This is a genomic window from Arenimonas sp., from assembly GCF_041913985.1.
In the GTDB taxonomy this organism is placed as follows: domain Bacteria; phylum Pseudomonadota; class Gammaproteobacteria; order Xanthomonadales; family Xanthomonadaceae; genus Arenimonas.
Map to the genome: position 1 here is coordinate 15,294 of NZ_JAYSEG010000010.1, position 26,563 is coordinate 41,856.

Genomic DNA, 26,563 nt, shown 5'->3' on the forward strand with positions numbered 1-26,563 from the left:
AGGTGACCCGCATGAACACGCAAACCGCCCCGCAGTTCCGCAAGCGCTCCCTGCCCACGTTGGCTGCCTTCGCAGCCACGTTGCTGGCCTTGCCGGTGTCCTCGGCCCTGGCGCAGAGCTTCCCGTCCTACCCGCTGCAGACCGGCGCGGGCGACGTGGAGCCGAACATCATGTTCCTGCTCGACGACTCCGGTTCCATGGCCTTCGAGGAAATGCCGAATCCGGACGTGCCCCGCATCTGCCGCTGGACCAGCAACAGCAACTGCGCCAACAACACCACCGTCACCGACTTCAGCTACGTCGGCAACACGGTGTACTACAACCCGGCGGTCAACTACCTGCCCTGGCAGAACTCCGACGGTACCCGCATGACCGGCGGCACCACCCTGGGCTCGGTGTTTGGCTCGTACAACTTCGCCGGCCCGGGCACGGGCGGCGAGTACGACACCATCGACCTGACCAACAGCGGCGACTGCGAAGACTACGACCGCAACGGCAACAGTTCGACCGTCTGTGGCGGCACCCAGACCTTCTACGTCCCCAAGGACGTCACGCAGACTTCGGCCACCTACCTGCGCGAGCTGACGAACTACTACCGCTACCAGATCCGGCAGTACAACGGCGCCACCCGCATGATCCGCAGCGAGTTCGTGCAGGGCGGCGGTTATGGCGATTTCCCGCCGGTCGTCACCACCGAGCCGGTGGTCAACGAGCGCATCGCGGAGTGGGACAACGAGGATTTCGGCCGCAACGCCTCCCGCAACTTCCCGTTCACCATCAGTTTCACTGCAACGACACTTCGTGCCACGACGCGTGGCGATGACCCCAATGCGCAGTTGTTCCTCCAGCAGCGAACCGGCAACAACAGCTGGACCACCGTCTGCCAAGGCACGAACTCGACGAGCACCCGTACCAGTAACGAGGAATGCTCGGTCAACAACATGCCGCCGGGCGATTACCGCGTCCAGGTCACTACGCCCAACGGCCGGGACCCGGACGATTCAGCCAATGACGTGGATATCGACGTCTACGCCAGCTACAACCGCGAAACCTCAACGCCGCAGGACGTGGGCTGTTCCGTCGTGGGCGCCACCACCTACGCCTGGGGCAACTGCACCTTCGCCGTGCCGACGGCCGCGCGTAGCAGCGAGGCCGACGAGTTCACCAACTTCGCCACCTGGTTCTCCTACCACCGCACCCGCATGAAGACCGCGAAGGCGGGCGCCAGCCAGGCCTTCAACGAACTCGGCGACAACGTGCGAGTGGGCTACCGCACCATCTGGAACCGCAGCAACTACAACATCCCGGTCGAAGACGGCAACAACGGCGTCTTCGAGGGGACCGCGCGCACCACCTGGTTCAGTCGCCTGTTCGGCGCGCGTGGCCAGAACGGCACGCCGCTGCGCGCCGCGCTGTACGACACCGGCGAGTACTTCTCGCTCGACACCGCGAGCGGCCCCTATGGTCCGGCTGCCACGGCGGACCAGCTCGAGTGCCGCCAGAACTTCGCCATCCTGACCACGGACGGCTTCTGGAACGGCGATATCGGCAGCCGCACCATCGGCGACCAGGACGGCACCAGCGGCCTGGCCATCCTGAACCCGGATGACAACAGCAACACGGTGCGCTACACCCGCGTCCACCCGTACCGCGACACCAACAGCACCACGAACTACAGCAACACCCTGGCCGACGTGGCCATGAAGTACTGGAAGACCGACCTGCGCCCGGACCAGGACAACATCATCCCGACCGGCGCCAACAACCCGGCTTTCTGGCAGCACATGGTGACCTTCGGCATATCCATCGGCCTCAAGGGCACGGTGGACCAGGGTTCCGTGGCCGAAATCCTCCGCGACGGCCGCCCGCGCATCAACGGCTCGGCGGTGGACTGGCCGGATCCGACCGATACGGAGAACAACGAGCGCATCGACGACCTGCTGCATGCCGCGGTCAACGGCCACGGCGAGTTCATCGCCGCCAACAACGCCGAGACCTTCAGCACCGCGCTGACCGGCGTGCTGGGCATCATCCAGTCGCGCCTGGCCTCCGGTTCGAACGTGGCCACCAACAGCACGACCTTCCAGTCCGATACCCGCATGTACCAGGCGACCTACCGCTCGGGCGTGTGGACGGGCGACCTGGTGGCGCGCGACGTGACGGCGTCGGGTGGCATTTCCAACACCGAAGCCTGGCGGGTGACCACCCGGATCGACGTCAGCTACGACAACAACCAGACTGGCGACGACTACCACCGCCGTCCCGTGCTGACCTGGAGCGGAACCGGCGGCGCCGCCTTCCCGACGACCGCGCAGGCGACCGCCCTGGCCCGAAGCACGGGTCCGGCCATCGTCACCGGCGCCAACAACGCGGCCTACATCAAGGGCGACCAGGCCCAGGAAATCGCCGCTGGCGGCGTGCTGCGCAATCGCACCACGGTGTTCGGCGACATCATCAACTCCTCGCCGTTCTACATCCGCGACTCGGAGCACATCTTCGTCGGCGCCAATGACGGCATGCTGCACGCCATCGACGCGCTCACCGGCGACGTGACTTTCTCCTACGTGCCGGCGGGCCTGAACTGGAGCAAGCTGGCCAGCATCAGCGACCCGGCCTATACCCACGGCTTCTTCGTGGACGGCCCGGTGGCGGTGTCGAGCTACCGCCTGGTCTCGGGCACCAACTACCTGGTGGGCACGCTGGGCCGCGGCGGCAAGGGCGCCTTCGCGCTCGACGTCTCCGACCCGGATTCCATCGCCAACGCCGACGTGCTCTGGGACAAGACGGCGGCCAACGACGCCGACATGGGCTACGTCACCGGCCTGCCGCTGATCGTCAAGGGCAACAACGACGAGATCCTCGCCGTCGTTCCCAATGGCATCGACAGCACCAACGGCCACGCCGTGCTCTACATCTACGACGTGACCGACGGCACCCAGATCGCCAAGATCGACACCGGCGCCGGCAGCGGCAACGGCCTGTCGTCGCCGCGCGCGGCCGACATGAACGCCGATGGCAAGGCCGACTACATCTATGCCGGCGACCTCAAGGGCAACGTCTGGAAGTTCGACGTCACCTCGGCCGATGACGCGGACTGGGCGGTGGCCCTGGGTGGCCAGCCGTTGTTCACCGCTACCGACGCCGATGGCAATGCCCAGCCGATCACCGGTGGCCTTGCCCTGGCGCGCGAGTCCGCCAACCCGCGCATCTGGATCACCTTCGGCACCGGCCGCCTGATCTCGATCAGCGACCTGTCCTCGACGGATGTCCAGACCTGGTACGGCATCATCGACAACAACAGCACCACGATCGAGGGTCGCGACGACCTCACCGAGCGCGAGATCGCGATCGTCGGCACCAATGCGCAGGGCCGCAGCGTCCGCGCCTTCGAGGCCTACGATCCGCTCCCGGTGGGTTCGCGTGGCTGGTACGTCGACCTCGACGAGCCGACCCCGGGCGAGCGCGTGGTCAGCGGTGCCCGCGTCAACGGGCGCGCCGCGTTCATCTCCAGCGTCATTCCCTCGGAAGGCAATGGCTGCGAAGCGGGCGGCAGTGGCTACCTCAATGCCATCGACATCTTCACGGGCACCAGCCCGGAGGGCGCGGACGGCGGCGGCACCTCCTCGTCGTTCTTCGACATCGATGGCAGTGGTTCCGGCTCCAACGACACGGTCACCGAGGGCGAAACCACGCTTCCGGTGGGCTCCGTGGACCTGGGCGTCGGCATGCCGACCGAGTCGAGCCAGATCGACGACCTGGTGCTGGTCTGCGGTTCGGACGGCACCTGCGAAGAAGTGCCCGCCGCGCCGCAGGTGGGCGGGCCGGGTTCGCCGCGCCGCATGTCCTGGCGTGAACTGTACGGAGAGGATTGACCGATGACCCTGCACCAGAACAAGGAACGCGGTTTCACGCTGATCGAGCTGATGATCGCCGTGGCGATCGTCGCGGTGCTCGCCGGTATCGCCTATCCGTCCTACGTGAACTACGTCACCAACACCCGCCGCGCGGCCGCGGCGGCGTGCCTGACGGAGATGTCGCAGTTCATGGAGCGCTACTACACGACCAACATGGACTATGAGGATGCCAGCATCCCCGAGCGGGATTGCGAGGCGAACCTCGCGGACTTCTACACCATCGGGTTGTCGGGGGAGCCCACCAAGTCTGCCTATACCCTGACGGCCGTGCCCAAGGGGGCCCAGCTTTCCCGCGACACCAAGTGCGGCACGCTGGGCCTCGACCAGACCGGCGACAGGACCGAGACCGGTACTGCCGAGGATGCCTCCGAGTGCTGGTAGCGGGCGGGCCTGCGAACAGGTCGCGCAAAAAGAAAAAGGCTCGCATCGCTGCGAGCCTTTTTCATTTCATCTGGCGCCCGAAGTTGGACTCGAACCAACGACCCCCTGATTAACAGCTGTCCCGGACAACCTTACAACCCGCACTCTGCAAGGCTCGCCAGTAGTCCGGGGCCGCCAAATTCAGGGCAAACCAGCCACTGCTGGCTACGATCTGGCTACGTCAGCTCCTGTCGCAGACCACTCGATTGACGCCAGTCTCTGGTAAGAAAAATTCTCAAGGTGGCTGAATGGATGGGCCGACGCTCTCCGGCATTGATTTCGATTGGGTGTATAACCAGACCACGGCATCCGCAAGCGCGGGCGTCGGGCTTTAAAGTACAGCGGTGCCGGATTTTCCGTTTTGCCAACCCGCGCGAACCTGTCGCGTGCAACCATCGGAGGTCTGTATGTTTTCAGTTCTTCTTTCATTGGCGCTCGCAGCCGCTCAACCTGCGTCCTCTGCGACCGATCACCTTCCGCCAATGCCCGAGACGAGGGCCAGCGACGTAGCGGCATCTCTGAACGCGATTCTCAAGAAGGAAACCGGTAATGCGTCGGATGTCACAGACGGCACGTGGTTGGTTCTTTTCGGGTCCGAGAAAATCAGCCCTGAGCGTCTGTCGGCTATCAACTTGACGAAAGTCACTTCCATCGATGTGCTCACCCGACGCAATGGAAGCTTCCAGGGAACAGTTGTTCTGTCTGTATCCGAATAATTTCGGTTTAACACCCTGCTGGCATATTCAGACCGGCCAAGCTCTGTCGTAAGACTTGTGTATTGCGTTATCCACGGGCGACGCAGCCCGAAGCCCGCGCGGCGGTTCGGCGGTTACGTCGAACCGAACCGCTGCGCGGGTTGCTTCGCGGAGCGAAGCAAGGCTGTGGAGGCGGTGGGTAACGCACGCTTGACGGCCACATTTCCTCTGTGGCAGCTTAACGGCACACAAGCAGCTATATCGCATAGACAGTCTCCGGCGCGTTGGACGATGGCGTCGGGACGGCCCCACAAGGGTCGTTGAATAGCGGGACCACCGGCTCAGGCCGATGTGGAGCTACCGCAGCCCAGACAGTACGGATCGGAAATAGGCAGGATCCGTGGCCAGAGGCAAAGAACATTCCAGACCGGGCCTGCCCCCTCCTTGTGATTTCCCGCAGACATGCGGCGGAGTCATTTGGGCGCCCAATCGCGTAGCCGTGACTCCTCCGCGCCGACCGGAGTCACGCATATGCAAACAGAATCACCCCATACCGCGCAGGCATCCGCTGCCTGTGCAGACGCGCGGGCGACGCGCGGCAGCTCAGGCGGCGGCGCAGCGCCGGCTGAGTGCGAGCCCCGTCCAGTAACACGGGGCGAAAGTCACACGGGAATCGCGCACGTCGATTGGTTCGCTTGCACCTTTCTGCCGGGGGCAGGGGGCTTTGCCGCGATCATTGAGTCCGTTTTGCTGATCCCTCGGGACCAGTGGGTCTCCCGGCCCGGTGGCTGGCAGGGGTACGAGGTCCGCATTGACCTTGGGGGGCTTGGGTTGCTCGCCTACGGGGGCGAGCACCAGCGGGGAACTGTCCACTTGGAGCTCAACGCCCACGGCTGTGCTCGGGTTCGGGACTGGAACGCCGTACGAGTCTGGTGCGAGGCCTGCGGGGTGAAGATCACCCGCATCGACCTCGCTCACGACGACTTCAGTGGGCGCACCGTCAGCGTCCAGCAGGCCCGGAAGTGGTTCGCTGAGGGCCAGTTCATCACCAGTGGGCGGGCGCCGCTGGCCCGTCTTCTGGACGATCTCGGCTCCGGCAGGGGGAAGACCCTTTACGTCGGGCAACGCCAGAACGGGAAGCTCTGCCGAATCTACGAGAAGGGCAAGCAGCTGGGCGACCCCAGCAGCCCTTGGTGCCGCGTCGAAGTCGAGTTTCGGGCTAAGTCGCGGGTCATCCCGCCGGATGTGTTGGTGAAAGCGAGCAGCTACCTCGCGGGCGCTTATCCCTGCCTTGCCTACCTCTCTGAGCGCCAAGACAAGGTGCGTACCCTCAAGAAGTCCGCTGAGATCGAATACGCCCGCATGGTTGATTGCCTCCGCACCCAGTATGGGCCGGCGCTCAACGTGATGCTGAGGGCTGAGGGCGGCGATCCCTTTGCAGTTCTCTATCAGGCGATGCGCCCTGGGGTGCCGAAACGGCTGGTCCACCTTCCGCTGCCTGGAATGCCGCGGCGGGAAGGCTGCGGCCAGTGAAAACGCTCACCCTGCAAGAAGCCGCGCAAGTGCTGAAGCTGCATCCAGTTACGGTGGCAGAGCGGGCATCCGATGGACGTATCCCAGCCGCCAAGATCGGGCGGCGCTGGGTCTTTGTCGAAGATGACCTGATCGCCTACGTTCGGGCACACTACACGCGGCGAGCCTTGCAGGGTGGCAGCTCGGAGATTTCAGAATGTCACTCTACAAGCGCAAGGACTCACCGTATTGGTGGGTCAAACTCACGGTCAGCGGTCTTCGCGTGTCGGAAAGCACTGGGACTGCCAACAAGCGGCAAGCTCAGGAATACCACGACAAACGACGGGCTGAACTGTGGGAGCAGCAACGACTCGGCGTAAAGCCGCGTCGCTCGTGGGATGAAGCAGTACTTCGGTACTTGGGCGAGGAGGTGAAGAAGAAGTCTGTCGGCGATGACAAGCTGCATCTTCGTTGGTGGCAGCCTCGGCTCGAAGGCATGGACCTGACCCAGATCACCCGTGATGTGGTGGACAGGTACAAGCAGGAAAGCCAGCGCAGCGGCGTCAGTGATGCAACCACGAACCGTCGTCTTCAGGTCTTGCGTGCAATTCTCAGGCGTGCGGCTCTGGAGTGGGATTGGCTCGACAAGCTGCCTCGCTTCCGGTTGCTCAAGGAACCGCAAGGCCGCGTTCGTTACCTAACGCGCGAGGAGGCCGGGCGGTTGCTGGCTGAACTGCCGGAGCACTTGCGGGCCATGGCGCGTTTCTCGTTGGCAACGGGTCTGCGCCAAGGCAACGTCAAGGGGCTGCGTTGGGCGAAGGTCGATCTGGAGCGTTGCTCTGCGTGGGTCGAAGCATCGGAGGCAAAGGGCAAGCGGGCCATTCCCGTTCCCCTGAACGCCGAGGCGATGCGGGTCCTCGAAGAACAGCGCGGGAAGCATCCCGAGTGGGTCTTCACGTTCCGGGGCCGGCCCTTCGAGTTCAAGACCAGCACGAAGGCTTGGAGGAGGGCGCTAAAGCGGGCAGGGATCGAGAACTTCCGCTGGCACGATCTTCGGCATACCTGGGCAAGCTGGCACGCCCAGGGCGGGACGCCGATGCACGTGCTACAGAAGCTCGGCGGGTGGCAGACCCCGGCCATGGTCCAACGCTACGCGCACCTAGGCATGGATGACCTGAAGCGCTACGCAGAACAGGTTCGAATAGAGGAGGGCTACGATTTGGCTACGCCAGAAATGAAGAAGGGCCGCCGAAGCGACCCTAAATCATTGAATGCTATGGCGCCCGAAGTTGGACTCGAACCAACGACCCCCTGATTAACAGTCAAGTGCTCTAACCGGCTGAGCTATTCGGGCGGGGACGGGCATTTTAAACGACACGGCCCCCCGGTCAAGCCCTCGTGGCTCACGGAGCATAGGGGCAGGGCGTGTTTTGGCCTTCCCGGGCCCATTCCACGCGGGCGCGGCCGCCCACGTTGACCACCACCGCGCCCAGCAGGCGCGCGCCGCGCAGGCTGCAGGCGCGCAGGCTCAGGTTGTTGCCGCCGGAGAACCCGCTGGGCTGGTAGCGCACCCGGTGCCGGCCCACCGAGCTGCGCACCGCCACGGGGCCCGGCGCGCGCAGTTCCACCCACAGGATGGCGCCGGCGTCGGCGGGCTGGGGCGTCCGGCCCGGATCCCGGTACACGATCCAGCCCTGGTCCCAGCGCAGGTCGAGGCGGCAGGTGAGCCCATCGGCGCTCGGGCAGAGGGTGACGGGGCGCCCGTGGGTGATGGCGGCCATGCGCGCCGTCATCAGTGCCGTGGTGAGTGCGTGGAAGGTGTTCATGGCTGCGAAGCGCTCGCGCAGGGCCCCGAACGCCGGCAGGGCCACCGCCAGGGCGATGGCCAGCACCAGCACCGTCACCACCAGTTCCACCAGCGTGAAACCCTTGTGCCGCCTGGCCATGCGCGCCACCCCCGGGAAGCCGGCCGTCAGTGTCGCCGCCACCCGTCGCCGCTTGAACCGGAGGTCCCCGCGTCCCCATGTAGGCAGCACGCCCGGGCGCCCGTCGGCGCGCCGCTATACTGCTCGTTTGCCCCCGCGAGGACGTCCCCCGTGTCCGACCGCTTCCAGCTCGTCGCCCCCTACCAGCCCGCCGGCGACCAGCCGCAGGCCATCCGCCGCCTGGTGGACGGGTTCGAGGCGGGCCTGGCGCACCAGACCCTGCTGGGCGTCACCGGCTCGGGCAAGACCTACACCATCGCCAACGTCGTCGAGGCGGTGCAGAAGCCCACCCTGGTGCTGGCGCCGAACAAGACCCTGGCCGCCCAGCTTTACGGCGAGTTCAAGTCCTTCTTCCCGAACAACGCCGTCGAGTATTTCGTCAGCTACTACGACTACTACCAGCCCGAGGCCTACATCCCGAGCACGGACACCTTCATCGAGAAGGACAGCAACATCAACGAACACATCGAGCAGATGCGCCTGTCGGCCACCAAGGCCCTGCTCGAGCGCCGCGACGCCATCGTCGTGGCCAGCGTCTCGGCCATCTACGGCCTGGGCGACCCGAACGAGTATTTCCGCATGGTTCTGCACCTGGTGAAGGGCGACCGCATCGACCAGCGCGAGCTGATCCGCCGCCTCACCGAGATGCAGTACAGCCGCAACGAGACCGAACTGGTGCGCGGCGCCTTCCGCGTGCGCGGCGAGGTGGTGGACGTGCACCCGGCCGAATCCGAGATCGAGGCCCTGCGCATCGAGCTCTTCGACGGCGAGATCGAGAATCTGTCGCTGTTCGACCCGCTCACCGGCCACGTCACCCGCAAGCTGCCGCGCTACACGCTGTACCCGAAGTCGCACTACGTCACCACCCGCCGCACCGTGCTCGAGGCCATCGAGACCATCAAGGCCGAGTTCACCGAGCGCATGGAGGTGCTGTACAAGGCCAACAAGCTGCTCGAGGCCCAGCGCCTGCAGCAGCGCACCATGTACGACATCGAGATGATGGCCGAGGTGGGCTTCTGCTCGGGCATCGAGAACTACAGCCGGCACCTGACCGGGCAGATGCCGGGCGAGCCGCCGCCCTGCCTGTTCGACTACCTGCCGCCGGACGCGCTGCTGGTGGTGGACGAGTCGCACGTGACCATCCCGCAGATCGGCGCCATGTACAAGGGCGACCGCTCGCGCAAGGAAACCCTGGTGGAGTTCGGCTTCCGCCTGCCCTCGGCGCTGGACAACCGCCCGCTGAAGTTCGAGGAGTGGGAGCGCCGCTCGCCGCGCGCCATCTTCGTGTCCGCCACGCCCGGCAAGTACGAGCTGGAGAAGTCGGGCGACCAGGTCATCGAGCTGGTGGTGCGCCCGACCGGCCTGATCGACCCGGAGGTGGAGATCCGCCCGGTCGCCACCCAGGTGGACGACGTGCTGTCCGAGATCCACGTGCGGGTGAAGCAGGGCGACCGCGTGCTGATCACCACGCTCACCAAGAAGATGGCCGAGAACCTCACCGACTACCTGGCCGAGCACGACGTGAAGGTGCGCTACCTGCACAGCGACGTGGACACGGTGGAGCGCGTCGAGATCATCCGCGACCTGCGCCTGGGCGTATTCGACGTGCTGGTGGGCATCAACCTGCTGCGCGAGGGCCTGGACATGCCCGAGGTGTCGCTGGTGGCCATCCTCGACGCCGACAAGGAAGGCTTCCTGCGCTCCACCGGTTCGCTGATCCAGACCATCGGCCGCGCCGCCCGCAACCTGCGCGGCAAGGCCATCCTCTACGCCGACCGCGTCACCAACTCCATGAAGGCCGCGATCGACGAAACCGACCGCCGCCGCCAGAAGCAGGTCGAGTACAACCTGGCCCACGGCATCACCCCCAAGTCGGTGGTGCGCGCGGTGATGGACGTGATGGAAGGCGCCCGCAGCGAGCCCGAGGACGTGCGCGGCCGCGGCCGCAAGGTGGCCGACCAGGGCGCCGACTACGCCCTGCTCGACCCGGCCCAGCTCGCCGCCCGCCTCAAGCAGTTGGAGGCGAAGATGCACCAGCACGCCCGCGACCTGGAATTCGAGGAGGCGGCCCGCGTGCGCGACGAAATCCACCGCCTGCGCACCCAGGGGCTGATGGCCTGACCGGGCCGTTGCATTACTTCCGGCAGGGGGGTAGAAAGAACCTCGGGGGCGGGTAGGGGATCCGCCCCGGACGGTGACCCGCCCGGACCGGAGCGTCCGCAGAGGCCGGCCCGCGTGCTGGAGTCGAACCCATGGGGACCTTGGGTTTCAGGGGGCTGCTTGCCAGCCTGTTCGCCATGTCGCTGGGCCTGTTGGCCGGCGCCAGCCACGGCGCGTCCGCGCCGGGCGGCATCGAGCCAGGGCCCGTATTCGAGGCGCCCGCGCCGGGCCTGCTGGCCCGCGCCAAGGCCAAGGCCTGCGAGCTCAGCCACGCCGCCACCGGCCACGCCGACCAGCGCGCCGTGGCCGACCGCAAGGTCGAATGCGCCCGCCGCCACGGCCTGGGCCGCTGACGCCGTTGTCCTCCCGCGGGTCGCTTGTTATACTTCGCGGCCCTTGCGGGCGGTTAGCTCAGCGGTAGAGCACTACCTTGACATGGTAGGGGTCACAGGTTCGAAACCTGTACCGCCCACCATCCCTTCGAACCGGGATGGCACGCATCGGAACAGCCTTCGAAGCCGCCTCCGGGCGGCTTCTGTTTTTTCCGGCCCTCAGGGCCGCATCCGGTGGGCGCGCAGCCGCTCGTAGACCGGCCGGCAGGCCTCCGCCACGGCCTGGCCCCGCGCATCCAGCGCCACGGCCTTCGGGGCCGGCGCCTCGAACCCCGTCGAACGCCAGACCGCCTCGTACCAGTGCGGCGCCCACACGCCGTCGCTGTCGCGCGGGCCGGCGGGCCAGTGCAGCATCCGCTCGGTGAAGGCCAGGCCGAGCTCGGCGCACAGGGCGCGCAGGTGCGCCTCCGGCGCGGCCAGGAAATCGCCGGCGTCGATCACGGTGGGCGCGCGGCCGCTGGCCTCGGCGAGTTCGTCGAACAGCTCGCCCTGCTGCAGCAGCCCGATGTCGGCCGGCTCCACCGTGGCGCGCGAGCGCAGGTAGGAGGCCACCACTTCGGCCGGGTCGCGCACCAGGAAGACGTTGTGCAGGCCGTGGATCCAGCCGCGGTCCATGCCCGGCAGCAGGTGGTGGCTCATGTGCTTCTGGTACCAGACCGGCCGCCCGCCGGGCACCGGCCCGAGCAGGGCGTCGGCCACCTTGCGCCAGTCGGTCTCGCCGGCGGCGATCACCTCGTCGCGGCCGGGATGGTCGGCGCCGGTCATGGCCAGGTAGGCGGCGTACAGCGGCTCGTCGCTCACCGCGCAGTCCGGGCGGTTCTCCCAGGCCCGCATCATCGCCGTGGAAATGTTGCGCGGGCCGCTCCACATGGCGATCCGCAGCGGGCTCACGCCAGCTTCTCCCCGGCGCGCACCAGCACGTCGCGCTGCACCAGCTCGCGGTAAAGCCCCTGCAGGCGCGCCACCATCGGCCCCGGCCGGCCGTCGCCAAGGGTGCGGCCGTCGATCTCGCGCACCGGCACCACGCCGGCGAAGGTGCCGGTGCAGAAGGCCTCCTCGGCCGAATAGACCTCGGTAAGGCTGAAGTTCTTTTCGCGGGCCGGGATGCCGGCCTCGCGGCACACGTGCAGCACGTTGGCGCGGGTGATGCCACCCAGGCAGTAGTCGCCGGTCGAGGTCCACACCTCGCCCTTGCGCACGATGAAGAAGTGGGTGGAGTTGCAGGTGGCCACGAAGCCGTGCGGGTCGAGCATGAGCGCCTCGTCGGCGCCGGCGGCGGTGGCCTGGATGCAGGCGGTGATGCAGTTGAGCTTGCTGTGGCTGTTGAGCTTGGGGTCCTGCACGTCCGGGAAGCCGCGGCGCACGTGCACGGTGAACAGCTTCAGGCCGGTGGAGAGGGTTTCGGGCTTGGGGGTTTTGTGCTCGGGGATGATCACCACCGTGGCCGGGCCGATGGTGACGCGCGGGTCCTGGTAGGGCGTGCGCTTCACGCCGCGGGTCACCATCAGGCGCAGGTGCACGCCGTCGTGCATGTCGTTGGCGGCGAGGGTCTCGCGGATGGCGCGCTCCAGGCCGCGGCGGTCGAGGCCGATGTCGAGCGCGATGGCCTTCGCGCCCTCGAACAGCCGGTCGAGGTGCGCGTCCAGGAACACCGGTTGGCCGCCCACCACCCGCAGCCCCTCCCAGACGCCGTCGCCCAGCACGAAGCCGCTGTCGAACACCGACACCGTGGCCTCGGCCCGGGGCACCAGCCGGCCGTTGATCCAGACCCGGATGGCGGCGTTGCGGGGGTCGTCGTGGAAGTCGTGGATGCTCTGGGCCATGCGCGGGTCTCCCTGGAAAGCCCCGAGTCTAGCCCGGAAAGGCCTGTTTTCATTGACTTTCAGGCCCCCGGGGCCTACCTTTGGAGCCGTCAACGGCTGAGACAAGGTGGCTCCGGGAAACCGGCGTCGAGCGTGCGACATGAGCACTACCAGCACCCAGTAGACGACCTGCCAGGCTTCGCATCCGCGAGGGCGCCTGGCGCCCTTTTTTCTTGCCCGCGACCTCCAGCCCAAGACCCGAAATGATCAACATCACGCTCCCCGACGGCAGCCGCCGCCCGTTCGAACATCCCGTCACCGTCGCCGAGGTGGCCGCCTCCATCGGCGCCGGCCTGGCCAAGGCCGCGCTCGGCGGCAAGGTGGACGGCAGGCTGGTGGACGCCAGCTTCCGCATCGAGAACGACGCCTCGCTCGAGATCGTCACCGACAAGCACCCGGACGCGCTGGACGTGCTGCGCCACTCCACCGCCCACCTGCTGGCCCAGGCCGTGCAGCGCCTGTTCCCCGGCGCGCAGGTCACCATCGGCCCGGTGATCGACAACGGCTTCTACTACGACTTCGCCTACGAGCGCCCGTTCACGCCGGAAGACCTGCCGGCGATCGAGGCGGAGATGCAGAAGATCGTCAAGGAAGCGCTGCCGGTCACCCGCAGCGTCAAGAGCCGCGACGAGGCCGTGGCCTTCTTCAAGGGCCTGGGCGAGCACTACAAGGCCGAGATCATCGAATCGATCCCGGCCAACGAAGACCTGTCGCTGTACACCCAGGGCGAGTTCACCGACCTGTGCCGCGGCCCGCACGTGCCGGGCACCGACAAGCTGCGCGCGTTCAAGCTGATGAAGGTGGCCGGCGCCTACTGGCGCGGCGACAGCAACAACCAGATGCTCAGCCGCATCTACGGCACCGCCTGGCTCAACGACAAGGACCTCAAGGCCTACCTCACCCAGCTCGAGGAGGCCGAGAAGCGCGACCACCGCAAGATCGCCAGGCAGCTCGACCTGTTCCACATCCAGGAAGAGGCCCCGGGCCTGGTGTTCTGGCACCCGAAGGGCTGGCAGCTGTGGCAGGTGGTGGAGCAGTACATGCGCCGCGTCTACCGCGCCTCGGGCTACCAGGAAGTGCGCTGCCCGCAGATCCTCGACGTTTCCCTGTGGAAGAAGTCCGGCCACTGGGACAACTACAAGGAAAACATGTTCTTCACCGAGTCGGAGAAGCGCACCTACGCGCTCAAGCCGATGAACTGCCCGGGCCACGTGCAGGTGTTCAACCAGGGCCTGCACAGCTACCGCGACCTGCCGATCCGCTACGGCGAGTTCGGCGCCTGCCATCGCAACGAGCCTTCGGGCGCGCTGCACGGCATCCTGCGCGTGCGCGGCTTCACCCAGGACGACGGCCACGTGTTCTGCACCGAGGACCAGATCGAGTCCGAGGTCACCGCCTTCCACCGCCAAGCCCTGCGGGTCTACGCCGACTTCGGCTTCAGCGACGTTCAGATCAAGATCGCCCTGCGCCCGGACAACCGCCTGGGCGACGACGCCACCTGGGACAAGGCCGAGCACGCCCTGCGCGCCGCCCTGTCGGCCTGCGGCGTGGCCTGGGAGGAGCTGCCGGGCGAGGGCGCCTTCTACGGCCCGAAGATCGAATACCACCTCAAGGACGCCATCGGCCGCACCTGGCAGCTTGGCACCATGCAGGTGGACTTCATGATGCCGGGCCGCCTGGGCGCCGAGTACGTGGACGAGAGCTCGACCAAGCGGCACCCGGTCATGCTGCACCGCGCCATCGTCGGCTCCATGGAGCGCTTCATCGGCATCCTGGTCGAGAACCACGCCGGCGCCTTCCCGGCCTGGCTGGCCCCGGTCCAGGCGGTGGTGATGAACATCACCGACGCCCAGGCCGACTGGGCCGAGTCGGTCCGGAAAACCCTTGTGAATCAAGGCTTCCGGGTCCAGTCCGATTTGCGGAACGAGAAGATCGGCTATAAGATTCGCGAACACACCCTGCAAAAAGTCCCCTACCTGCTGGTCGTTGGCGACCGCGAGAAGGAAAATGGGATGATTGCGGTGCGCACGCGGTCAGGCGAGGACCTCGGGACCCTTTCGGTCGACGACTTCCTGGCCAGGCTGCGCGAAGAGAACGGCCCGGTCGCCTGAGGGCGGCCGGTTCAAACCACGAACAAGGAACACGCGAATCAATACTTCATCTTCCGACAAGGGCAACCGCAAGAACCTCGAGATCCGGGTCCCGCGCGTGCGCGTGATCGGCCTGGACGGCGAGATGATCGGCGTCCTGTCCCGCGACGAAGCGCTTGCGCTCGCCGAAGAATCCGGCGTCGACCTGGTGGAGATCCAGCCCACCGCGGATCCGCCGGTCTGCCGCATCATGGATTACGGCAAGTACAAGTTCGACCTGCAGAAGAAGGCGAACGCCGCCAAGAAGAAGCAGAAGATCGTCGAGATCAAGGAACTCAAGTTCCGCCCGACCACCGACGACGGCGACTACAACATCAAGCTGCGCAACCTCCGCCGGTTCCTGGAGGAGGGCGACAAGGTCAAGGTCAACATCCGCTTCAAGGGCCGCGAGATGGCCCACCAGGAGCTGGGCCTCGAGATGGCCAAGCGCATCGAGGCCGACCTGGGCGACGAGGTGATCATCGAGCAGCGTCCCCGCCTCGAGGGTCGCCAGATGATCATGATGGTCGCGCCCAAGAAGAAGTAACCGGGCGGGTCCTACCCAAAGCCTTGGTTTTGTTGCATAATTCGCGGCTCGCCGGGTTTCCGGCGGGCTCCCGGTGCGGCATCCGGGCCCAGTCCATCGGGCGAAGTCGTCATGGACCTGCCATTGGTTCCCTTGGGAATCAATGGCTTACAAGCCGGCACGGGCAGGAAGGAAAGCGTGGCATCCGCCACCGCCCAGGCCAGTAACCAATAAATCCCAAAGGGACTCCCATGGCCAAGATCAAGATCAAGACCAATCGGGCGGCGGCCAAGCGCTTCCGGAAGACCGCTTCCGGCAAGTACAAGGCTGGCCACGCGAACCGTAGCCACATCCTCACCAAGAAGGCGACCAAGCGGAAGCGCAACCTCCGGCAGACGAACCACGTTCGTGCCGAGGACGCGGGCCGTCTGGACCGCATGCTGCCGTACCTCTGAGGAGAATAAGAAATGGCACGAGTCAAGCGTGGTGTCACGGCGCGCCGCCGTCACAAGAAGATCATCAAGCTCGCGAAGGGCTACTACAACGCCCGCCGCAAGGTTTTCCGCGTTGCCAAGCAGGCCGTCACCAAGGCCCAGCAGTACGCGTACATCGGCCGCAAGCAGAAGAAGCGCCAGTTCCGCAGCCTGTGGATCGTGCGCATCAACGCCGCGGCCCGCATGCACGGCCTGAGCTACAGCCGCTTCATGAATGGCCTGCTGAAGGCGAACATCACCATGGACCGCAAGTCCCTGGCTGACATCGCCATCCACGATCCCGCCGCCTTCGGCGCGATCGCCGAGCAGGCCAAGCGCGCTCTCGCGGCGTAAGGCCACTGCCTGCGGCGGTTCGCCGCACGCAGGCAAGACCGAAGTGGGGAAGGGCGAGAGTCCTTCCCCATTTTGTTTTCTGGACCCGGAAGACGAGCCGAGAATGTCCGACATCGAATCCCTGACCCGCTCGGCCCTGGCCGAGGTCGAAGCCGCCGCCAGCCTCGAATCGCTGGACGCCCTGCGCGTCTCGCTGCTCGGCAAGAGCGGCACCATCACCGGCCAGCTCAAGCAGCTCGGCGCCCTGGCCCCGGAGCAGCGCAAGCTGGCCGGCGAAGCGGTGAACCGCGCCAAGGACGCGCTGTCGGCGGCCATCGCCACGCGCAAGTCGGCGCTGGAGGAAGCCGCGCTGGCGCAGCGCCTGGCCAGCGAGCGAATCGACGTGACCCTGCCGGGCTGCGGCGCTGCCGTGGGCAACCTGCACCCGGTGTCGCGCACGCTCGAGCGCATCACCGACATCTTCGCGCGCCTGGGCTACCAGCTGGCCGACGGCCCGGAGATCGAGGACGACTTCCACAACTTCGAGGCGCTGAACTTCCCGCCGCACCATCCGGCGCGCGCCATGCACGACACCTTCTACTGCCCGGACGGCCGCCTGCTGCGCACCCACACCTCGGGCGTGCAGGTGCGCTTCATGCAGGGGAACAAGCCGCCGCTGCGCATGATCGCCGCCGGCAAAGTCTACCGCAGCGACAGCGACCAGACCCACACGCCCATGTTCCACCAGGTCGAAGGCCTGCTGGTGGACGAGACCTCCAGCTTCGCCGACCTCAAGGGCACGCTGGCCGAATTCGTGCGCGCCTTCTTCGAGCGCGACTTCGAGATGCGCTTCCGCCCCAGCTACTTCCCCTTCACCGAGCCCTCGGCCGAAGTTGACATCGCCTGGCAGCAGCCGGACGGCAGCACGCGCTGGCTCGAGGTGCTGGGCTGCGGCATGGTGCACCCGAACGTGCTGCGCGCCTGCGGCATCGACCCGGAGAAGTACACCGGCTTCGCCTTCGGCCTGGGCGTCGAGCGCTTCGCCATGCTGCGCTACGGCGTGAACGACCTGCGCAGCTTCTTCGAGAACGACGGCCGCTTCCTGCGGCAGTTCGCCTGAGCCAAGGAGGGCAGAAATGAAATTCCCCGAAAGCTGGCTGCGCGAACACGTCGCCACCGCCGCCCCCCGCGAGGAGCTGTCCGCGCGCCTCACCGCCATCGGCCTGGAGGTCGAGGACCTGCAGGTGCTGGGCGAAGGCCTGGGCGGCGTGCTCGTGGCCGAGATCCTTTCCTGCGAAAAACACCCCGAGGCCGACCGCCTGCAGGTGTGCCAGGTCGCCACCGGCGCCGGCACCGTGCAGATCGTCTGCGGCGCGCCGAACGCGCGCCCGGGCCTGAAGGCGCCGCTGGCCACCGTGGGCGCGACGCTGCCCGGTGGCATCGCCATCAAGGCCGCCAAGCTGCGCGGCGTGGATTCGCAGGGCATGCTGTGTTCGGCCAAGGAGCTGGGCATCGACGCCGACGCCTCCGGCCTGCTCGAGCTGCCGGCGAATGCGCCGGTAGGCGAACCCATCGCCGCGTTCCTGGGCCTGCCCGACGCCAGTTTCGAGCTCAAGCTCACCCCGAATCGCGCCGACTGCTTCAGCGTGCGCGGCATCGCCTTCGACGTGGCCGCCGCCATGGGCGCCCAGGTCAGTCCGATGGCCATTCCCGAAGCCGTCGTCACCAGCCCCGCCGCGTTCGACGTGGTGCTGGGCGCCGGCGCCGACTGCCCGCGCTATTGCGGCCGCGTCGTCGAGGGCGTGGACGCGAAGGCGGCCTCGCCGCTGTGGATGACCGAGCGCCTCAAGCGCGCCGGCCTGCGCCCGATCAGCCCGCTGGTGGACATCACCAACTACGTGATGCTCGAACTGGGCCAGCCCATGCATGCCTTCGACGCCGCCACCCTGGCCGGCCCGGTGGGCGTGCGCCGCGCCCGCAAGGGCGAAACGCTGAACCTGCTCGACGAGCGCGAGGTTCCGCTCGATGAAGGTTTCCTGGCCATCACCGACGGCGACCGCCCGGTGGCGCTGGCCGGCGTGATGGGTGGCTTCGACACCCGCGTCACCGACGCCACCACCCGCGTCTTCCTCGAGAGCGCGCACTTCGCGCCCGACGCCATCATCGGCCGCGCCCGCAAGCTGGGCCTGCACACCGACGCCTCGCACCGCTTCGAGCGCGGCGTGGACCCGGAACTGCCGCGCCTGGCGCTCGAGCGCGCCACCGCGCTGGTGCTGGAGATCATGGGCGGCCAGGCCGGTGCCATCACCGAGGCCGTGCTGCCGGAATTCCTGCCCCAGCCCAAGCCCGTGGCCCTGCGCCGCGCGCGCCTGAAGCGCGTGCTGGGCGTGGCCGTGGCCGACGCCGAGGTCGAGCGCATCCTGCGCGCGCTGGGCATGCAGGTCAGCGCCACCGCCGACGGCTGGTCGGTGCTGCCGCCGAGCCGCCGCTTCGACATCGCCATCGAAGAGGACCTGGTCGAGGAAATCGCCCGCATCCACGGCTACGAGACCATCCCGACCACCACGCCCACCGGCGAGGTGCGGCTGGTGGCTCCGAGCGAGACCCGCGTGGCCGACGCCGTGCTGCGCCGGCAGATGACCGGCCGCGATTTCGTCGAGGCCATCAACTACGCCTTCCTCGACGCCGCCACGCTCGCCACCTGGCAGCTCGACGCCGGCGCCGTGGCCCTGGCCAACCCGCTCACCGCCGAGCTCGGCGTGATGCGCACGGCGCTGCTGCCCGGCCTGGTCGCGGCCCTGGGCCGCAACCGCGCGCGCCAGCAGCCGCGCGTGCGCCTGTTCGAGCTGGGCAAGGTGTTCCACCTGGCCGACGGCGCGCCGCGCGAGACCCCGCGCATCGCCGCCGTGGCCTGCGGCCCGCAGTCGGCCGAGCAGTGGGCGCTGGACGACCGCGAGGTGGACTTCTTCGACCTCAAGGCCGAGGTCGAGGGCCTGCTGGCCCTGGCCGGCGCCCGCGCCGAATTCCGCCCGGACGGCAGCCCCTGGGGCCACCCCGGCCGCAGCGCCTCGGTCTGGCGCGACGGCCAGCGCATCGGCTGGGTCGGCCACCTGCACCCGCGCCTGGCGAAGGCCCTGGACCTGGACGGCGAGGTGGTGGGCTTCGAGCTCGACCTGGCCCCGCTGGCCACCCGCGACGTGCCCCGGGCCGGCGAGTTGTCCCGCTTCCCGTCCGTCCGCCGGGACATCGCGCTCGTCGTCCCGGAAACCACCCCCTGGGCGGGCCTGGAAGCCAGCCTGCAGGCGGCCCTGGGCGGCCTGCTGCGCGAGGTGGTGCTGTTCGACCGCTACGTCGGGCCGGGCCTAGAGAGCGGCTCAAAGAGTCTGGCTATGGGCTTGATTCTGCAGGACGTTTCACGCACCCTAACTGACCGCGACGCCGACCAGGCCGTCGCCACCGCCCTCGAGGCGCTGGCCAGGGACTGCGGCGCGCGGTTGCGGTCATGATGGCCGCCGGCAACGGCGGGTTACAGGGGATGTTATGGCACTGACCAAGGCCGAGATGGCCGAGCGCCTGTTCGAGGAAGTTGGCTTGAACAAGCGCGAGGCCAAGGAATTCGTGGACTCCTTCTTCGATGCGCTGCGGGAGGCGCTGGAGCGTGGGCAGCAGGTCAAGCTGTCGGGCTTCGGCAACTTCGACCTGCGCCAGAAGAACCAGCGTCCGGGCCGGAACCCCAAGACCGGGGAGGAGATTCCCATCTCCGCCCGCACCGTGGTGACCTTCCGTCCGGGACAGAAGCTGAAGGAGCGAGTGGAAGCCTATGCTGGATCCAGGCAGTAACCGGGAACTCCCGCCGATCCCGGCCAAGCGCTACTTCACCATCGGTGAGGTGAGCGAGCTCTGCGACGTCAAGCCGCACGTGCTGCGCTACTGGGAAACCGAGTTCACCAGCCTCAAGCCGGTGAAGCGGCGCGGCAACCGCCGCTACTACCAGCGCCACGACGTGCTGATGATCCGCCAGATCCGCGGCCTGCTGTACGAGCAGGGCTACACCATCTCCGGTGCGCGCCAGCGCCTGGAAGGCGAGGCCGGCCGGGTCGAGACGAGCATGTCGGCCCAGATCGTCAAGCAGGTGCGCATGGAGCTGGAAGAAGTCCTGCAGCTCCTCCGCCGCTGAGGTTTCGCGTATACTTCGCAGCCCGGCCCCCGGCCGGGACACGAATCGGGGCGTAGCGCAGCCTGGTAGCGCACTAGCATGGGGTGCTAGGGGTCGTGAGTTCGAATCTCACCGTCCCGACCAATTCGTGAAGCCTGGCCCGTTCCCCGGGGCCGGCGAAAGAAGAAGCCCGCCAATCGGCGGGCTTCGTCGTTTCCGGGCAGGGAAAAGCCGCGGTCAGCTGTCGAACAGCGCCGCGTCCAGGCCCAGCAGGTTGCCGGCGCCGCTGCGCATCGCGGCCGCATGGGCCTGGGTGCGCGGCAGCAGGCGGGCGAAGTAGAAGCGGGCGGTTTCGCGCTTGGCCGCCTTGAAGCCGGCCGGGTGGTCGCCGGCTTCCGCCACCGCCACCGCCTTGGCCCACCAGAAGGCCAGGGCCACGTAGCCCGAGTAGAACAGGTAGTCCACCGAGGCCGCGCCCACTTCGTCGGCGTTGGCCATGGCCTTCTTGCCCACCTCCATGGTCAGTTCGCCCCACTGCTTGGCCACTTCGGCCAGCGGCAGCACGAACTCGGTGAGCGAGGCGTCCTTGGCGTGCTCGGTGCAGAACTCCTGGATCATCTTCAGGAACATCTGCAGGCCGGCGCCCTGCAGCTGCATGGTCTTGCGGCCCAGCAGGTCGAGCGCCTGGATGCCGGTGGTGCCTTCGTAGATGGTGGTGATGCGGGCGTCGCGCGCCAGCTGCTCCATGCCCCATTCGCGCACGTATCCGTGGCCGCCGAAGCACTGCAGCGCGTGATAGGCGCACTCATTGCCCCACTCGGTGAGCATGCCCTTCACGATGGGGGTGAGGAAGCCGAGCAGGGTGTCGGCATCCTTGCGCTCGGTTTCATCCTTCGAGCGTTCGAGCACGTCCACCAGGGTGGCGGCGTGCAGGGCCAGCATGCGCCCGCCCTCGGCCAGCGCCTTGCAGGTGAGCAGCATGCGGCGGATGTCCGGGTGCACGATGAGCGGGTCGGCCGGCTTCTCGGGGTTCTTGGCGCCGGAAAGCGAACGGCCCTGCAGGCGGTCGCGTGAGTAGGCCAGCGCGTTCTGGTAGCTGCGGTCGATCAGGGCCAGGCCCTGCAGGCCCACGGCCAGGCGCGCGGTGTTCATCATGGTGAACATCGCATTGAGGCCCTTGTTCGGCTGGCCGATCAGGTAGCCCTGGGCGCCGTCGAAGTTCATCACGCAGGTGGCCGAGCCGTGGATGCCCATCTTGTGTTCGATGGAGCCGCAGCGCACCGCGTTGCGTTCGCCCACGGTGCCGTCGCGCGCGGTGCGCAGCTTGGGCACGATGAACAGCGAGATGCCCTTGGTGCCCGCCGGCGCGTCCGGCAGGCGCGCCAGCACCAGGTGCACGATGTTCTCGGTGAAGTCGTGCTCGCCGCCGGTGATGAAGATCTTGGTGCCGGTGACGGCGTAGCTGCCGTCGGCCTGCGGTTCGGCCTTCGTCTTGAGCAGGCCCAGGTCGGAGCCGCAGTGCGGCTCGGTCAGGCACATGGTGCCGGTCCACTGGCCGCTGATGATGGGCTTGAGGAAGACTTCCTGCTGCCAGGCCTCGCCGTGGTGCTTGAGCGCCTCGGTGGCGCCGTGCGAGAGCAGCGGGTAGTTGCCCCAGCTCAGGCAGGCGGCGTCGATCATTTCCTTCAGCGCGGCGCCGAAGCTTTCCGGCAGCTCCTGGCCGCCGAAGCGCTCGGGCGCGGTGAGCGCGCTCCAGCCGCCTTCCACGAACTGCGCGTAGGCCTCCTTGTAGCCCGGCGGGGTCTTCACGCTGCCGGTGGCCTTGTCGAACTCGCAGCCGTGTTCGTCGCCGACGGCGTTGAGCGGCGCCAGCACGGTTTCGTTGAAGCGCGCGGCTTCCTCCATCACGGCGTCGAGCAGGTCGCGCTGGGCGTGTTCGATGCCGAGCTTCGCGTACAGCTTGTCGGCGCCGATGACGTCGTAGAGCGCGAACTTCATGTCGCGCACGGGGGCGGTGTAGCGGTTCATGCGTGGGGTCCTCGGTAAGTCAGCGCAGTACGCCCTCGAGCCCCGGGACGGGGTCGAGCGCGCTCTGGTATTCGAAGGGGTCGTCGGTGCCGGGGTCGGAGCTGGCCAGGCGGCCTTCCAGCGCGTAACGCACGCTGCGGCGGCTGGCCAGGGCGGCCTCCACGGCGGCCTTGGGGCCGGCGGCGGGGGCGAAGGCCTGCTCGATGATTTCGGTGGAGCCGGGGCCGACGCTCAGGCCCGGGTCGAAGTCGAAGCGGGTGGCTTCCGCGCCGCCCACCGTGAGCGTGGCCTGCAGGCGCGAGAAGCGCATGGGCACCGTGCTGAAGTTCTGGATGCGGATGCGGGCCAGCCAGCGGCCGTCTTCCTGCACGCGCAGCTCCTGCAGGCTGGCCTGGGGCGGGTAGACCCGCTTGGGCGGGCCGCCGGCGCATCCGGCGAGCAGGGCAAGCAGCAGCAGGGAGAGGGCGACGCTCAGTTTCCGCATGGCAGGCTCCGGTCCGGTCAGGGCAACCCCCGGAGCATACCAGTCCGTACGTTTCCGGCGCGTGCGGCCCGGCTCAGCGCGGCGGGTTCGCCACCACCAGTTCGTCCAGGTCGTAGCCCAGGGCGCGGGCACGGGCCTTGAGCGACTCGAAGGTGGCGGTGTCCACGGTGGGTTCGCGGGTGAGGAACCACAGGTAGTCGCGGTCGGGCTCGCCGACGATGGCCCACTGGTAGTCGCGGTCGATGGCGATGACCCAGTAGTCGGCCCAGACGAAGGGCAGGAAGGACAGCCAGGCCGGGGCGAAGCGCACTTCCAGTTCGGCGGCCCGCTCGCCGCTGCGGCGGGCCATGCCGTCCACCGACTGGCGGCTGCCATCGGCCTTGCGGCAGGCGTTCACCACGCGCATGCGGCCGTCTTCGAGCGGCGTGTAGGTGGCGGTGATGTCGCCGGCGCAGCGGTCTTCGAAGCGGTTGGGCAGGCGGGCGATCTCGTGCCAGGTGCCGGCGTAGCGCTGCAGGTCGAGTTCGGGCACGGCGCGGAGCGACTGCGCCGAGGCCAGCGAGGCGGCCAGCAGGCCGGTGAGCAGGACGAGGGTGCGGACCATGGCGCGCTCCTGGGGAAACCTGCCCCGAGGCTACGTCCGCGCTTGCCGCCAGGCCGTGAATTCGGCGCGATCAGGCGCCCGGCGTTGCCTGCGCGTTCATTTCCGCGGCCAGCTTTTCCTGGAACTGGTCGAAATCCAGGCCCTGCGCGGCGGCTTCCTGGTGCGCCGCGGCGCGCAGCGTGGCGGAAAACACCAGCGTGGCCTCGCGGCCCTCGGCGCGGGCCAGCGCGGCGGCGCGCTTGAGGATGGCCAGCACGTGCGCGGCGCTGTGCGATTCGCCCACGATCTTTCCGTCCAGGCCCAGCACCCACTGGCCGTCCTTGAACACGATGCCGCCGAGCAGCTTGCCCTGGGCGTCGCGCAGTTGCGCGTGCGGTTCGCCGAGTTTTTCCGCCGGGATGGCCATGGGGTTTCCTTTCACCAGATGAGGTCGTCGGGCACCTTGAACTGCGCGTAGTAGGCGTCGTCCTCGGAGCTCGTGGGGTCGGGGTCGCTGGCCTGGCCGTGGTCGAGCACCACCAGGCTGGCGTCGCGTTCGCGCACTTTTTCGCCGGCGGCGCGCGGCAGCAGTTCGTAGCGGTCGCCGGCGCGAACGATCACCACCGTGCCGGCGGCCAGGCGCTTGCGCTGGTCGTCGTCCACCAGCACGGTGCGGATGGCGCCGTCGGCGGGGAAGCGGTATTCGCTCTCACCCGTGCGCGGCAGCTTCTTGTCCTGGATGATCTGGCGGGCCTGCGCCGCCAGTTCGGCGGTGCGCGCCCTGGCCTTGCGCTCGGCTTCCAGGGCGCGGTCGCGTTCCACCTTCTCCAGGCGCGCGCGCTCGGCCTCGCGCTGGATTTCCGCGGAATCGGACGGCGCCTTGCCCAGCCGCGCCTTCTGCTGCTCGCGTGCCACCTCGGCCACCTTCGATTTCTTGGCCAGGCCGGCCTTGAGCAGCTGTTCCTGGAGGGGGTTGGGCTTGGCCATTTCGCTGTCGTGCCGGGGAATTCCGCGACATCATAGCCTCCGCCCGCCGCCGACGCCCCGCCCACGCCGCCCATGACCGCCCTGAAGTACCTTGCCGGTTACCCCGAGCCGCTGCTGGCGAAGGTGCGCGCGCTGCTGGGCGAAGGCCGGCTGGGGCCGATGCTGGCGGAAAAGTACCCGCAGGCCCACGCCGTGCGCAGCGACCCAATGATGAGCTGAACTCGGGTTCTTGCGGGTCCTCTCGGAGGAAGGTATGGCAAATGAGGAGCGAGCCAGAATGCCAAGATCGGCAACTAGTAATTCGGGCCGCCGAACGCAGCTCCCCGAGTGGCTTGAGAAGCACAGGGGGACCTATGGAAGCGCTTGGCCGAGATTCTTCCATCGACAGCCCAATGTCATTAAGTTCTGGACGAGCCTGGCTTCCCATATTGAAGACTTCGATAGCCACACCGCCCTTAGGTTGTTCGGTGCGATCGAAGAAGGGCTGAGACTGTCAGGATCAAAAGTTCAGACTTCGTCCCAGCGACGTCTTGTAGGCAGGAAAATTGCGAGCAAGGCTTCTGAGCTGGCGGAGCTAATTCGTCCAACGGACGTCCCCGGGTACTTGCCGGGTTTCGCGATCAATGACCCTCTGCAGAGGGTAATCCATGAACCATTTCAGCAACTTATGGATCGATTTCTCGATCAGATCGTTGAAGGTGGATGGATAAGCCCAAAGCCCGAGGGAAGAGAAGGCCTGATGTTGAGGGCAGGTGCTCGGTACGCAGTCTGGCATCTGCATAGCGCGATTGAGTCGCTCGCAACGGCTGGACGTCAGTGGGCGGAGACGCCCCCGATGCAAGGCCAACTTAAAGGGCCTCGGGCTCTTCGGCGCAGTGTGCTGTTTGAAGTATCAAAGTACATGATCTCGTTTACCGGGAGTCGACGCCCTGCACTTGAGGCGGCGACAGTAAACATTCTTTTCCAAGATGAAGGGTTCGAACCTCTCGGATCTCGACGCAGGGATGTGGACGAAGCCATGTCCAAGATTCACCGTAGAAAGCTTGACGCTGCGCAGGCTTCAAAGCTGAAGATGGAGAGGGATCGCGCCGAATGGCTGAAAAATCCAGAAAACGCTGCGTACCTCGAGAGAGTTATGAGTGGGGTAAAAAGTCGAGGGTGAGTGTCATTTACCCCCCTCTCGTCATATGGCGGGCCTTGAGCAACATCCTTCCTGAAGTCTGGTCGGGTTGATCGGACAAGGCAGGAAGGAGTGCTCTTGGTAAGTCAGTCGGGAAAGAGAAAATTTGGGCCGTGTCCCACGTGCAGGCGCAATCGTAGGATTGGTCATCAAGCCTCGCGATGGCCTATGCATGGGCGATGGGAAGATGTTCTGACTCTAGTGTTGCAATTGATCCGCATCATCGTTGCTCTTGGGAGCTTACTCGGTTGAGTTGCCGGACTTTCTTAAGCTCACTGCGGGCTTTCGTTGGCACGACCTGCGGCACACCTGGGCGTCTTGGCACGTCCAGAACGGAACGCCGCTGCAAGAGCTGATGGAGTTGGGTGGGTGGGCGAGCTACGAGATGGTGCTTCGGTACGCGCATTTGGCGGCCGATCACCTGCGGGGCGCGGCCAGCCGCATCGATGGCACGTTTTTGACACACAAACAAAAGCCGCAACTAGTGCGGCTTTCGTAAGTGCTTGAAGAATATGGTGGCCGAGGACGGAATCGAACCGCCGACACGGGGATTTTCAATCCCCTGCTCTACCAACTGAGCTACTCGGCCAGGAGTCTGGCGACGCGCGGGGCAGGGCCCGGGCGAGCGCGAGATCATAGCCGAGGCGGGCGGGCCGAGGCAAGCCGGGGGAGGCCGTAAATGCGTACTGAATGCCCGGCGGGCCGTGTCTGGGCGCTTCACGCGGGCGGGAGTAGGGTTGGGCG

The 26,563-nt window shown here is 67.1% G+C and carries 24 protein-coding genes, 4 tRNA genes and 2 pseudogenes; 20 read left to right on the forward strand and 10 right to left on the reverse strand.

What is annotated here, in order from left to right; all coding sequences use genetic code 11:
• The first annotated feature begins 11 nt into the window (after positions 1–11).
• From ACE3Q2_RS04945 to ACE3Q2_RS04965, 5 genes and pseudogenes are all read left to right on the forward strand, one after another.
• Positions 12–3,872: a pilus assembly protein gene (locus tag ACE3Q2_RS04945; protein WP_374473216.1), complete on the forward strand. Its 3,861-nt coding sequence runs from the start codon at positions 12–14 to the stop codon at positions 3,870–3,872.
• A 3-nt stretch (positions 3,873–3,875) separates the two neighbouring features.
• On the forward strand, positions 3,876–4,295 hold the full coding sequence (locus ACE3Q2_RS04950) for a type IV pilin protein (RefSeq protein WP_231697300.1): 420 nt from the start codon (positions 3,876–3,878) through the stop codon (positions 4,293–4,295).
• 1,682 nt (positions 4,296–5,977) lie between these two features.
• On the forward strand, positions 5,978–6,562 hold the full coding sequence (locus tag ACE3Q2_RS04955; RefSeq protein ID WP_374473218.1) for a replication initiation factor domain-containing protein: 585 nt from the start codon (positions 5,978–5,980) through the stop codon (positions 6,560–6,562).
• A pseudogene (locus ACE3Q2_RS04960) lies at positions 6,559–6,702 on the forward strand (helix-turn-helix domain-containing protein); the annotation flags it as partial. The gene ACE3Q2_RS04955 and the pseudogene ACE3Q2_RS04960, both read left to right, overlap by 4 nt.
• Before the next feature lie 56 nt (positions 6,703–6,758).
• Entirely contained in the window at positions 6,759–7,856 is a 1,098-nt protein-coding gene (locus tag ACE3Q2_RS04965) for a tyrosine-type recombinase/integrase (protein WP_374473220.1), read from the forward strand.
• Here the strand turns inward: ACE3Q2_RS04965 and ACE3Q2_RS04970 are convergent.
• Positions 7,819–7,895, reverse strand: a tRNA-Asn gene (locus tag ACE3Q2_RS04970). The two genes, ACE3Q2_RS04965 and ACE3Q2_RS04970, sit on opposite strands and share 38 nt — an antisense overlap.
• Positions 7,896–7,944: 49 nt before the next feature.
• Positions 7,945–8,487, reverse strand: a complete 543-nt coding sequence (locus ACE3Q2_RS04975; RefSeq protein ID WP_374473222.1) for a GspH/FimT family pseudopilin — start codon at positions 8,485–8,487, stop codon at positions 7,945–7,947.
• A 150-nt stretch (positions 8,488–8,637) separates the two neighbouring features.
• Here ACE3Q2_RS04975 and uvrB point away from each other — a divergent pair, with 150 nt between their 5' ends.
• From uvrB to ACE3Q2_RS04990, 3 genes are all read left to right on the forward strand, one after another.
• Positions 8,638–10,647: an excinuclease ABC subunit UvrB gene (gene uvrB / locus ACE3Q2_RS04980; RefSeq protein WP_374473224.1), complete on the forward strand. Its 2,010-nt coding sequence runs from the start codon at positions 8,638–8,640 to the stop codon at positions 10,645–10,647.
• A 131-nt stretch (positions 10,648–10,778) separates the two neighbouring features.
• Complete coding sequence (locus ACE3Q2_RS04985; RefSeq protein ID WP_231697294.1) at positions 10,779–11,039, forward strand: hypothetical protein; 261 nt, start codon at positions 10,779–10,781, stop codon at positions 11,037–11,039.
• A gap of 47 nt (positions 11,040–11,086) precedes the next feature.
• A tRNA-Val gene (locus tag ACE3Q2_RS04990) sits at positions 11,087–11,161 on the forward strand.
• Positions 11,162–11,237: 76 nt separating this feature from the next.
• Here ACE3Q2_RS04990 and ACE3Q2_RS04995 read toward each other — a convergent pair.
• Positions 11,238–11,969: an HAD family hydrolase gene (locus ACE3Q2_RS04995; RefSeq protein ID WP_231697293.1), complete on the reverse strand. Its 732-nt coding sequence runs from the start codon at positions 11,967–11,969 to the stop codon at positions 11,238–11,240.
• On the reverse strand, positions 11,966–12,901 hold the full coding sequence (locus ACE3Q2_RS05000; protein WP_374473227.1) for an aminotransferase class IV: 936 nt from the start codon (positions 12,899–12,901) through the stop codon (positions 11,966–11,968). The genes ACE3Q2_RS04995 and ACE3Q2_RS05000 overlap by 4 nt, the downstream gene beginning before the upstream one ends.
• Before the next feature lie 242 nt (positions 12,902–13,143).
• Between ACE3Q2_RS05000 and thrS the strand changes: the two genes are divergently transcribed.
• The 9 genes from thrS to ACE3Q2_RS05045 all read left to right on the forward strand — a co-directional run bounded on the left by thrS (position 13,144) and on the right by ACE3Q2_RS05045 (position 20,701).
• Positions 13,144–15,051: a threonine--tRNA ligase gene (gene thrS / locus ACE3Q2_RS05005; RefSeq protein WP_231697291.1), complete on the forward strand. Its 1,908-nt coding sequence runs from the start codon at positions 13,144–13,146 to the stop codon at positions 15,049–15,051.
• Positions 15,052–15,088: 37 nt separating this feature from the next.
• On the forward strand, positions 15,089–15,616 hold the full coding sequence (infC, locus tag ACE3Q2_RS05010; RefSeq protein ID WP_374473286.1) for a translation initiation factor IF-3: 528 nt from the start codon (positions 15,089–15,091) through the stop codon (positions 15,614–15,616).
• Between the two features lie 230 nt (positions 15,617–15,846).
• Complete coding sequence (gene rpmI, locus ACE3Q2_RS05015; RefSeq protein ID WP_026816738.1) at positions 15,847–16,050, forward strand: 50S ribosomal protein L35; 204 nt, start codon at positions 15,847–15,849, stop codon at positions 16,048–16,050.
• Between the two features lie 12 nt (positions 16,051–16,062).
• Complete coding sequence (rplT, locus tag ACE3Q2_RS05020) at positions 16,063–16,422, forward strand: 50S ribosomal protein L20 (RefSeq protein ID WP_231697289.1); 360 nt, start codon at positions 16,063–16,065, stop codon at positions 16,420–16,422.
• Between the two features lie 103 nt (positions 16,423–16,525).
• Positions 16,526–17,521 (forward strand): phenylalanine--tRNA ligase subunit alpha, encoded by a 996-nt coding sequence (gene pheS, locus ACE3Q2_RS05025; protein ID WP_374473231.1) that lies wholly within the window; start codon positions 16,526–16,528, stop codon positions 17,519–17,521.
• 16 nt (positions 17,522–17,537) lie between these two features.
• Positions 17,538–19,907: a phenylalanine--tRNA ligase subunit beta gene (pheT, locus tag ACE3Q2_RS05030; protein ID WP_374473233.1), complete on the forward strand. Its 2,370-nt coding sequence runs from the start codon at positions 17,538–17,540 to the stop codon at positions 19,905–19,907.
• Positions 19,908–19,941: 34 nt separating this feature from the next.
• Positions 19,942–20,241 (forward strand): integration host factor subunit alpha, encoded by a 300-nt coding sequence (locus ACE3Q2_RS05035; protein WP_034222882.1) that lies wholly within the window; start codon positions 19,942–19,944, stop codon positions 20,239–20,241.
• Positions 20,222–20,578 (forward strand): MerR family transcriptional regulator, encoded by a 357-nt coding sequence (locus ACE3Q2_RS05040; protein WP_034210355.1) that lies wholly within the window; start codon positions 20,222–20,224, stop codon positions 20,576–20,578. Before ACE3Q2_RS05035 ends, ACE3Q2_RS05040 begins: the two co-directional genes overlap by 20 nt.
• A 46-nt stretch (positions 20,579–20,624) precedes the next feature.
• Positions 20,625–20,701 (forward strand) — tRNA-Pro (locus ACE3Q2_RS05045).
• A 93-nt stretch (positions 20,702–20,794) separates the two neighbouring features.
• On the opposite strand, the gene ACE3Q2_RS05050 is transcribed toward ACE3Q2_RS05045, so the two are convergent.
• The 5 genes from ACE3Q2_RS05050 to ACE3Q2_RS05070 form a co-directional block, all read right to left on the reverse strand.
• Positions 20,795–22,585: an acyl-CoA dehydrogenase C-terminal domain-containing protein gene (locus ACE3Q2_RS05050; protein ID WP_374473237.1), complete on the reverse strand. Its 1,791-nt coding sequence runs from the start codon at positions 22,583–22,585 to the stop codon at positions 20,795–20,797.
• Between the two features lie 19 nt (positions 22,586–22,604).
• Positions 22,605–23,069 (reverse strand): hypothetical protein, encoded by a 465-nt coding sequence (locus tag ACE3Q2_RS05055; protein ID WP_374473239.1) that lies wholly within the window; start codon positions 23,067–23,069, stop codon positions 22,605–22,607.
• 73 nt (positions 23,070–23,142) lie between these two features.
• Entirely contained in the window at positions 23,143–23,673 is a 531-nt protein-coding gene (locus ACE3Q2_RS05060; protein WP_374473241.1) for a lipocalin family protein, read from the reverse strand.
• 70 nt (positions 23,674–23,743) lie between these two features.
• Positions 23,744–24,079 (reverse strand): hypothetical protein, encoded by a 336-nt coding sequence (locus ACE3Q2_RS05065; protein ID WP_374473243.1) that lies wholly within the window; start codon positions 24,077–24,079, stop codon positions 23,744–23,746.
• Positions 24,080–24,090: 11 nt separating this feature from the next.
• Positions 24,091–24,639, reverse strand: coding sequence for a DUF2058 domain-containing protein (locus ACE3Q2_RS05070; RefSeq protein ID WP_374473245.1), 549 nt, complete (start codon positions 24,637–24,639; stop codon positions 24,091–24,093).
• A 72-nt stretch (positions 24,640–24,711) separates the two neighbouring features.
• Between ACE3Q2_RS05070 and ACE3Q2_RS05075 the strand changes: the two genes are divergently transcribed.
• The 3 genes and pseudogenes from ACE3Q2_RS05075 to ACE3Q2_RS05085 form a co-directional block, all read left to right on the forward strand.
• A complete protein-coding gene (locus tag ACE3Q2_RS05075) occupies positions 24,712–24,858 on the forward strand; it encodes a hypothetical protein (protein ID WP_374473247.1) in 147 nt (48 codons plus the stop codon).
• 34 nt (positions 24,859–24,892) lie between these two features.
• Complete coding sequence (locus ACE3Q2_RS05080) at positions 24,893–25,801, forward strand: hypothetical protein (protein WP_374473249.1); 909 nt, start codon at positions 24,893–24,895, stop codon at positions 25,799–25,801.
• 301 nt (positions 25,802–26,102) lie between these two features.
• A pseudogene (locus tag ACE3Q2_RS05085) lies at positions 26,103–26,318 on the forward strand (tyrosine-type recombinase/integrase); the annotation flags it as partial.
• A gap of 14 nt (positions 26,319–26,332) precedes the next feature.
• Here the strand turns inward: ACE3Q2_RS05085 and ACE3Q2_RS05090 are convergent.
• Positions 26,333–26,408: transfer RNA gene (locus ACE3Q2_RS05090), tRNA-Phe, on the reverse strand.
• Between the last annotated feature and the right edge of the window lie 155 nt (positions 26,409–26,563).

Bases quoted from the DNA above. Each gene is read 5' to 3' on its own strand.
- ACE3Q2_RS04945 (WP_374473216.1), top strand. From the start codon at position 12: ATGAACACGCAAACCGCCCCGCAGTTCCGCAAGCGCTCCCTGCCCACG.
- ACE3Q2_RS04950 (WP_231697300.1), top strand. From the start codon at position 3,876: ATGACCCTGCACCAGAACAAGGAACGCGGTTTCACGCTGATCGAGCTG.
- ACE3Q2_RS04965 (WP_374473220.1), top strand. From the start codon at position 6,759: ATGTCACTCTACAAGCGCAAGGACTCACCGTATTGGTGGGTCAAACTC.
- ACE3Q2_RS04975 (WP_374473222.1), bottom strand. From the start codon at position 8,487: ATGGCCAGGCGGCACAAGGGTTTCACGCTGGTGGAACTGGTGGTGACG.
- ACE3Q2_RS04985 (WP_231697294.1), top strand. From the start codon at position 10,779: ATGGGGACCTTGGGTTTCAGGGGGCTGCTTGCCAGCCTGTTCGCCATG.
- ACE3Q2_RS05000 (WP_374473227.1), bottom strand. From the start codon at position 12,901: ATGGCCCAGAGCATCCACGACTTCCACGACGACCCCCGCAACGCCGCC.
- thrS (WP_231697291.1), top strand. From the start codon at position 13,144: ATGATCAACATCACGCTCCCCGACGGCAGCCGCCGCCCGTTCGAACAT.
- rpmI (WP_026816738.1), top strand. From the start codon at position 15,847: ATGGCCAAGATCAAGATCAAGACCAATCGGGCGGCGGCCAAGCGCTTC.
- rplT (WP_231697289.1), top strand. From the start codon at position 16,063: ATGGCACGAGTCAAGCGTGGTGTCACGGCGCGCCGCCGTCACAAGAAG.
- pheS (WP_374473231.1), top strand. From the start codon at position 16,526: ATGTCCGACATCGAATCCCTGACCCGCTCGGCCCTGGCCGAGGTCGAA.
- pheT (WP_374473233.1), top strand. From the start codon at position 17,538: ATGAAATTCCCCGAAAGCTGGCTGCGCGAACACGTCGCCACCGCCGCC.
- ACE3Q2_RS05035 (WP_034222882.1), top strand. From the start codon at position 19,942: ATGGCACTGACCAAGGCCGAGATGGCCGAGCGCCTGTTCGAGGAAGTT.
- ACE3Q2_RS05040 (WP_034210355.1), top strand. From the start codon at position 20,222: ATGCTGGATCCAGGCAGTAACCGGGAACTCCCGCCGATCCCGGCCAAG.
- ACE3Q2_RS05050 (WP_374473237.1), bottom strand. From the start codon at position 22,585: ATGAACCGCTACACCGCCCCCGTGCGCGACATGAAGTTCGCGCTCTAC.
- ACE3Q2_RS05055 (WP_374473239.1), bottom strand. From the start codon at position 23,069: ATGCGGAAACTGAGCGTCGCCCTCTCCCTGCTGCTGCTTGCCCTGCTC.
- ACE3Q2_RS05060 (WP_374473241.1), bottom strand. From the start codon at position 23,673: ATGGTCCGCACCCTCGTCCTGCTCACCGGCCTGCTGGCCGCCTCGCTG.
- ACE3Q2_RS05065 (WP_374473243.1), bottom strand. From the start codon at position 24,079: ATGGCCATCCCGGCGGAAAAACTCGGCGAACCGCACGCGCAACTGCGC.
- ACE3Q2_RS05070 (WP_374473245.1), bottom strand. From the start codon at position 24,639: ATGGCCAAGCCCAACCCCCTCCAGGAACAGCTGCTCAAGGCCGGCCTG.
- ACE3Q2_RS05075 (WP_374473247.1), top strand. From the start codon at position 24,712: ATGACCGCCCTGAAGTACCTTGCCGGTTACCCCGAGCCGCTGCTGGCG.
- ACE3Q2_RS05080 (WP_374473249.1), top strand. From the start codon at position 24,893: ATGGCAAATGAGGAGCGAGCCAGAATGCCAAGATCGGCAACTAGTAAT.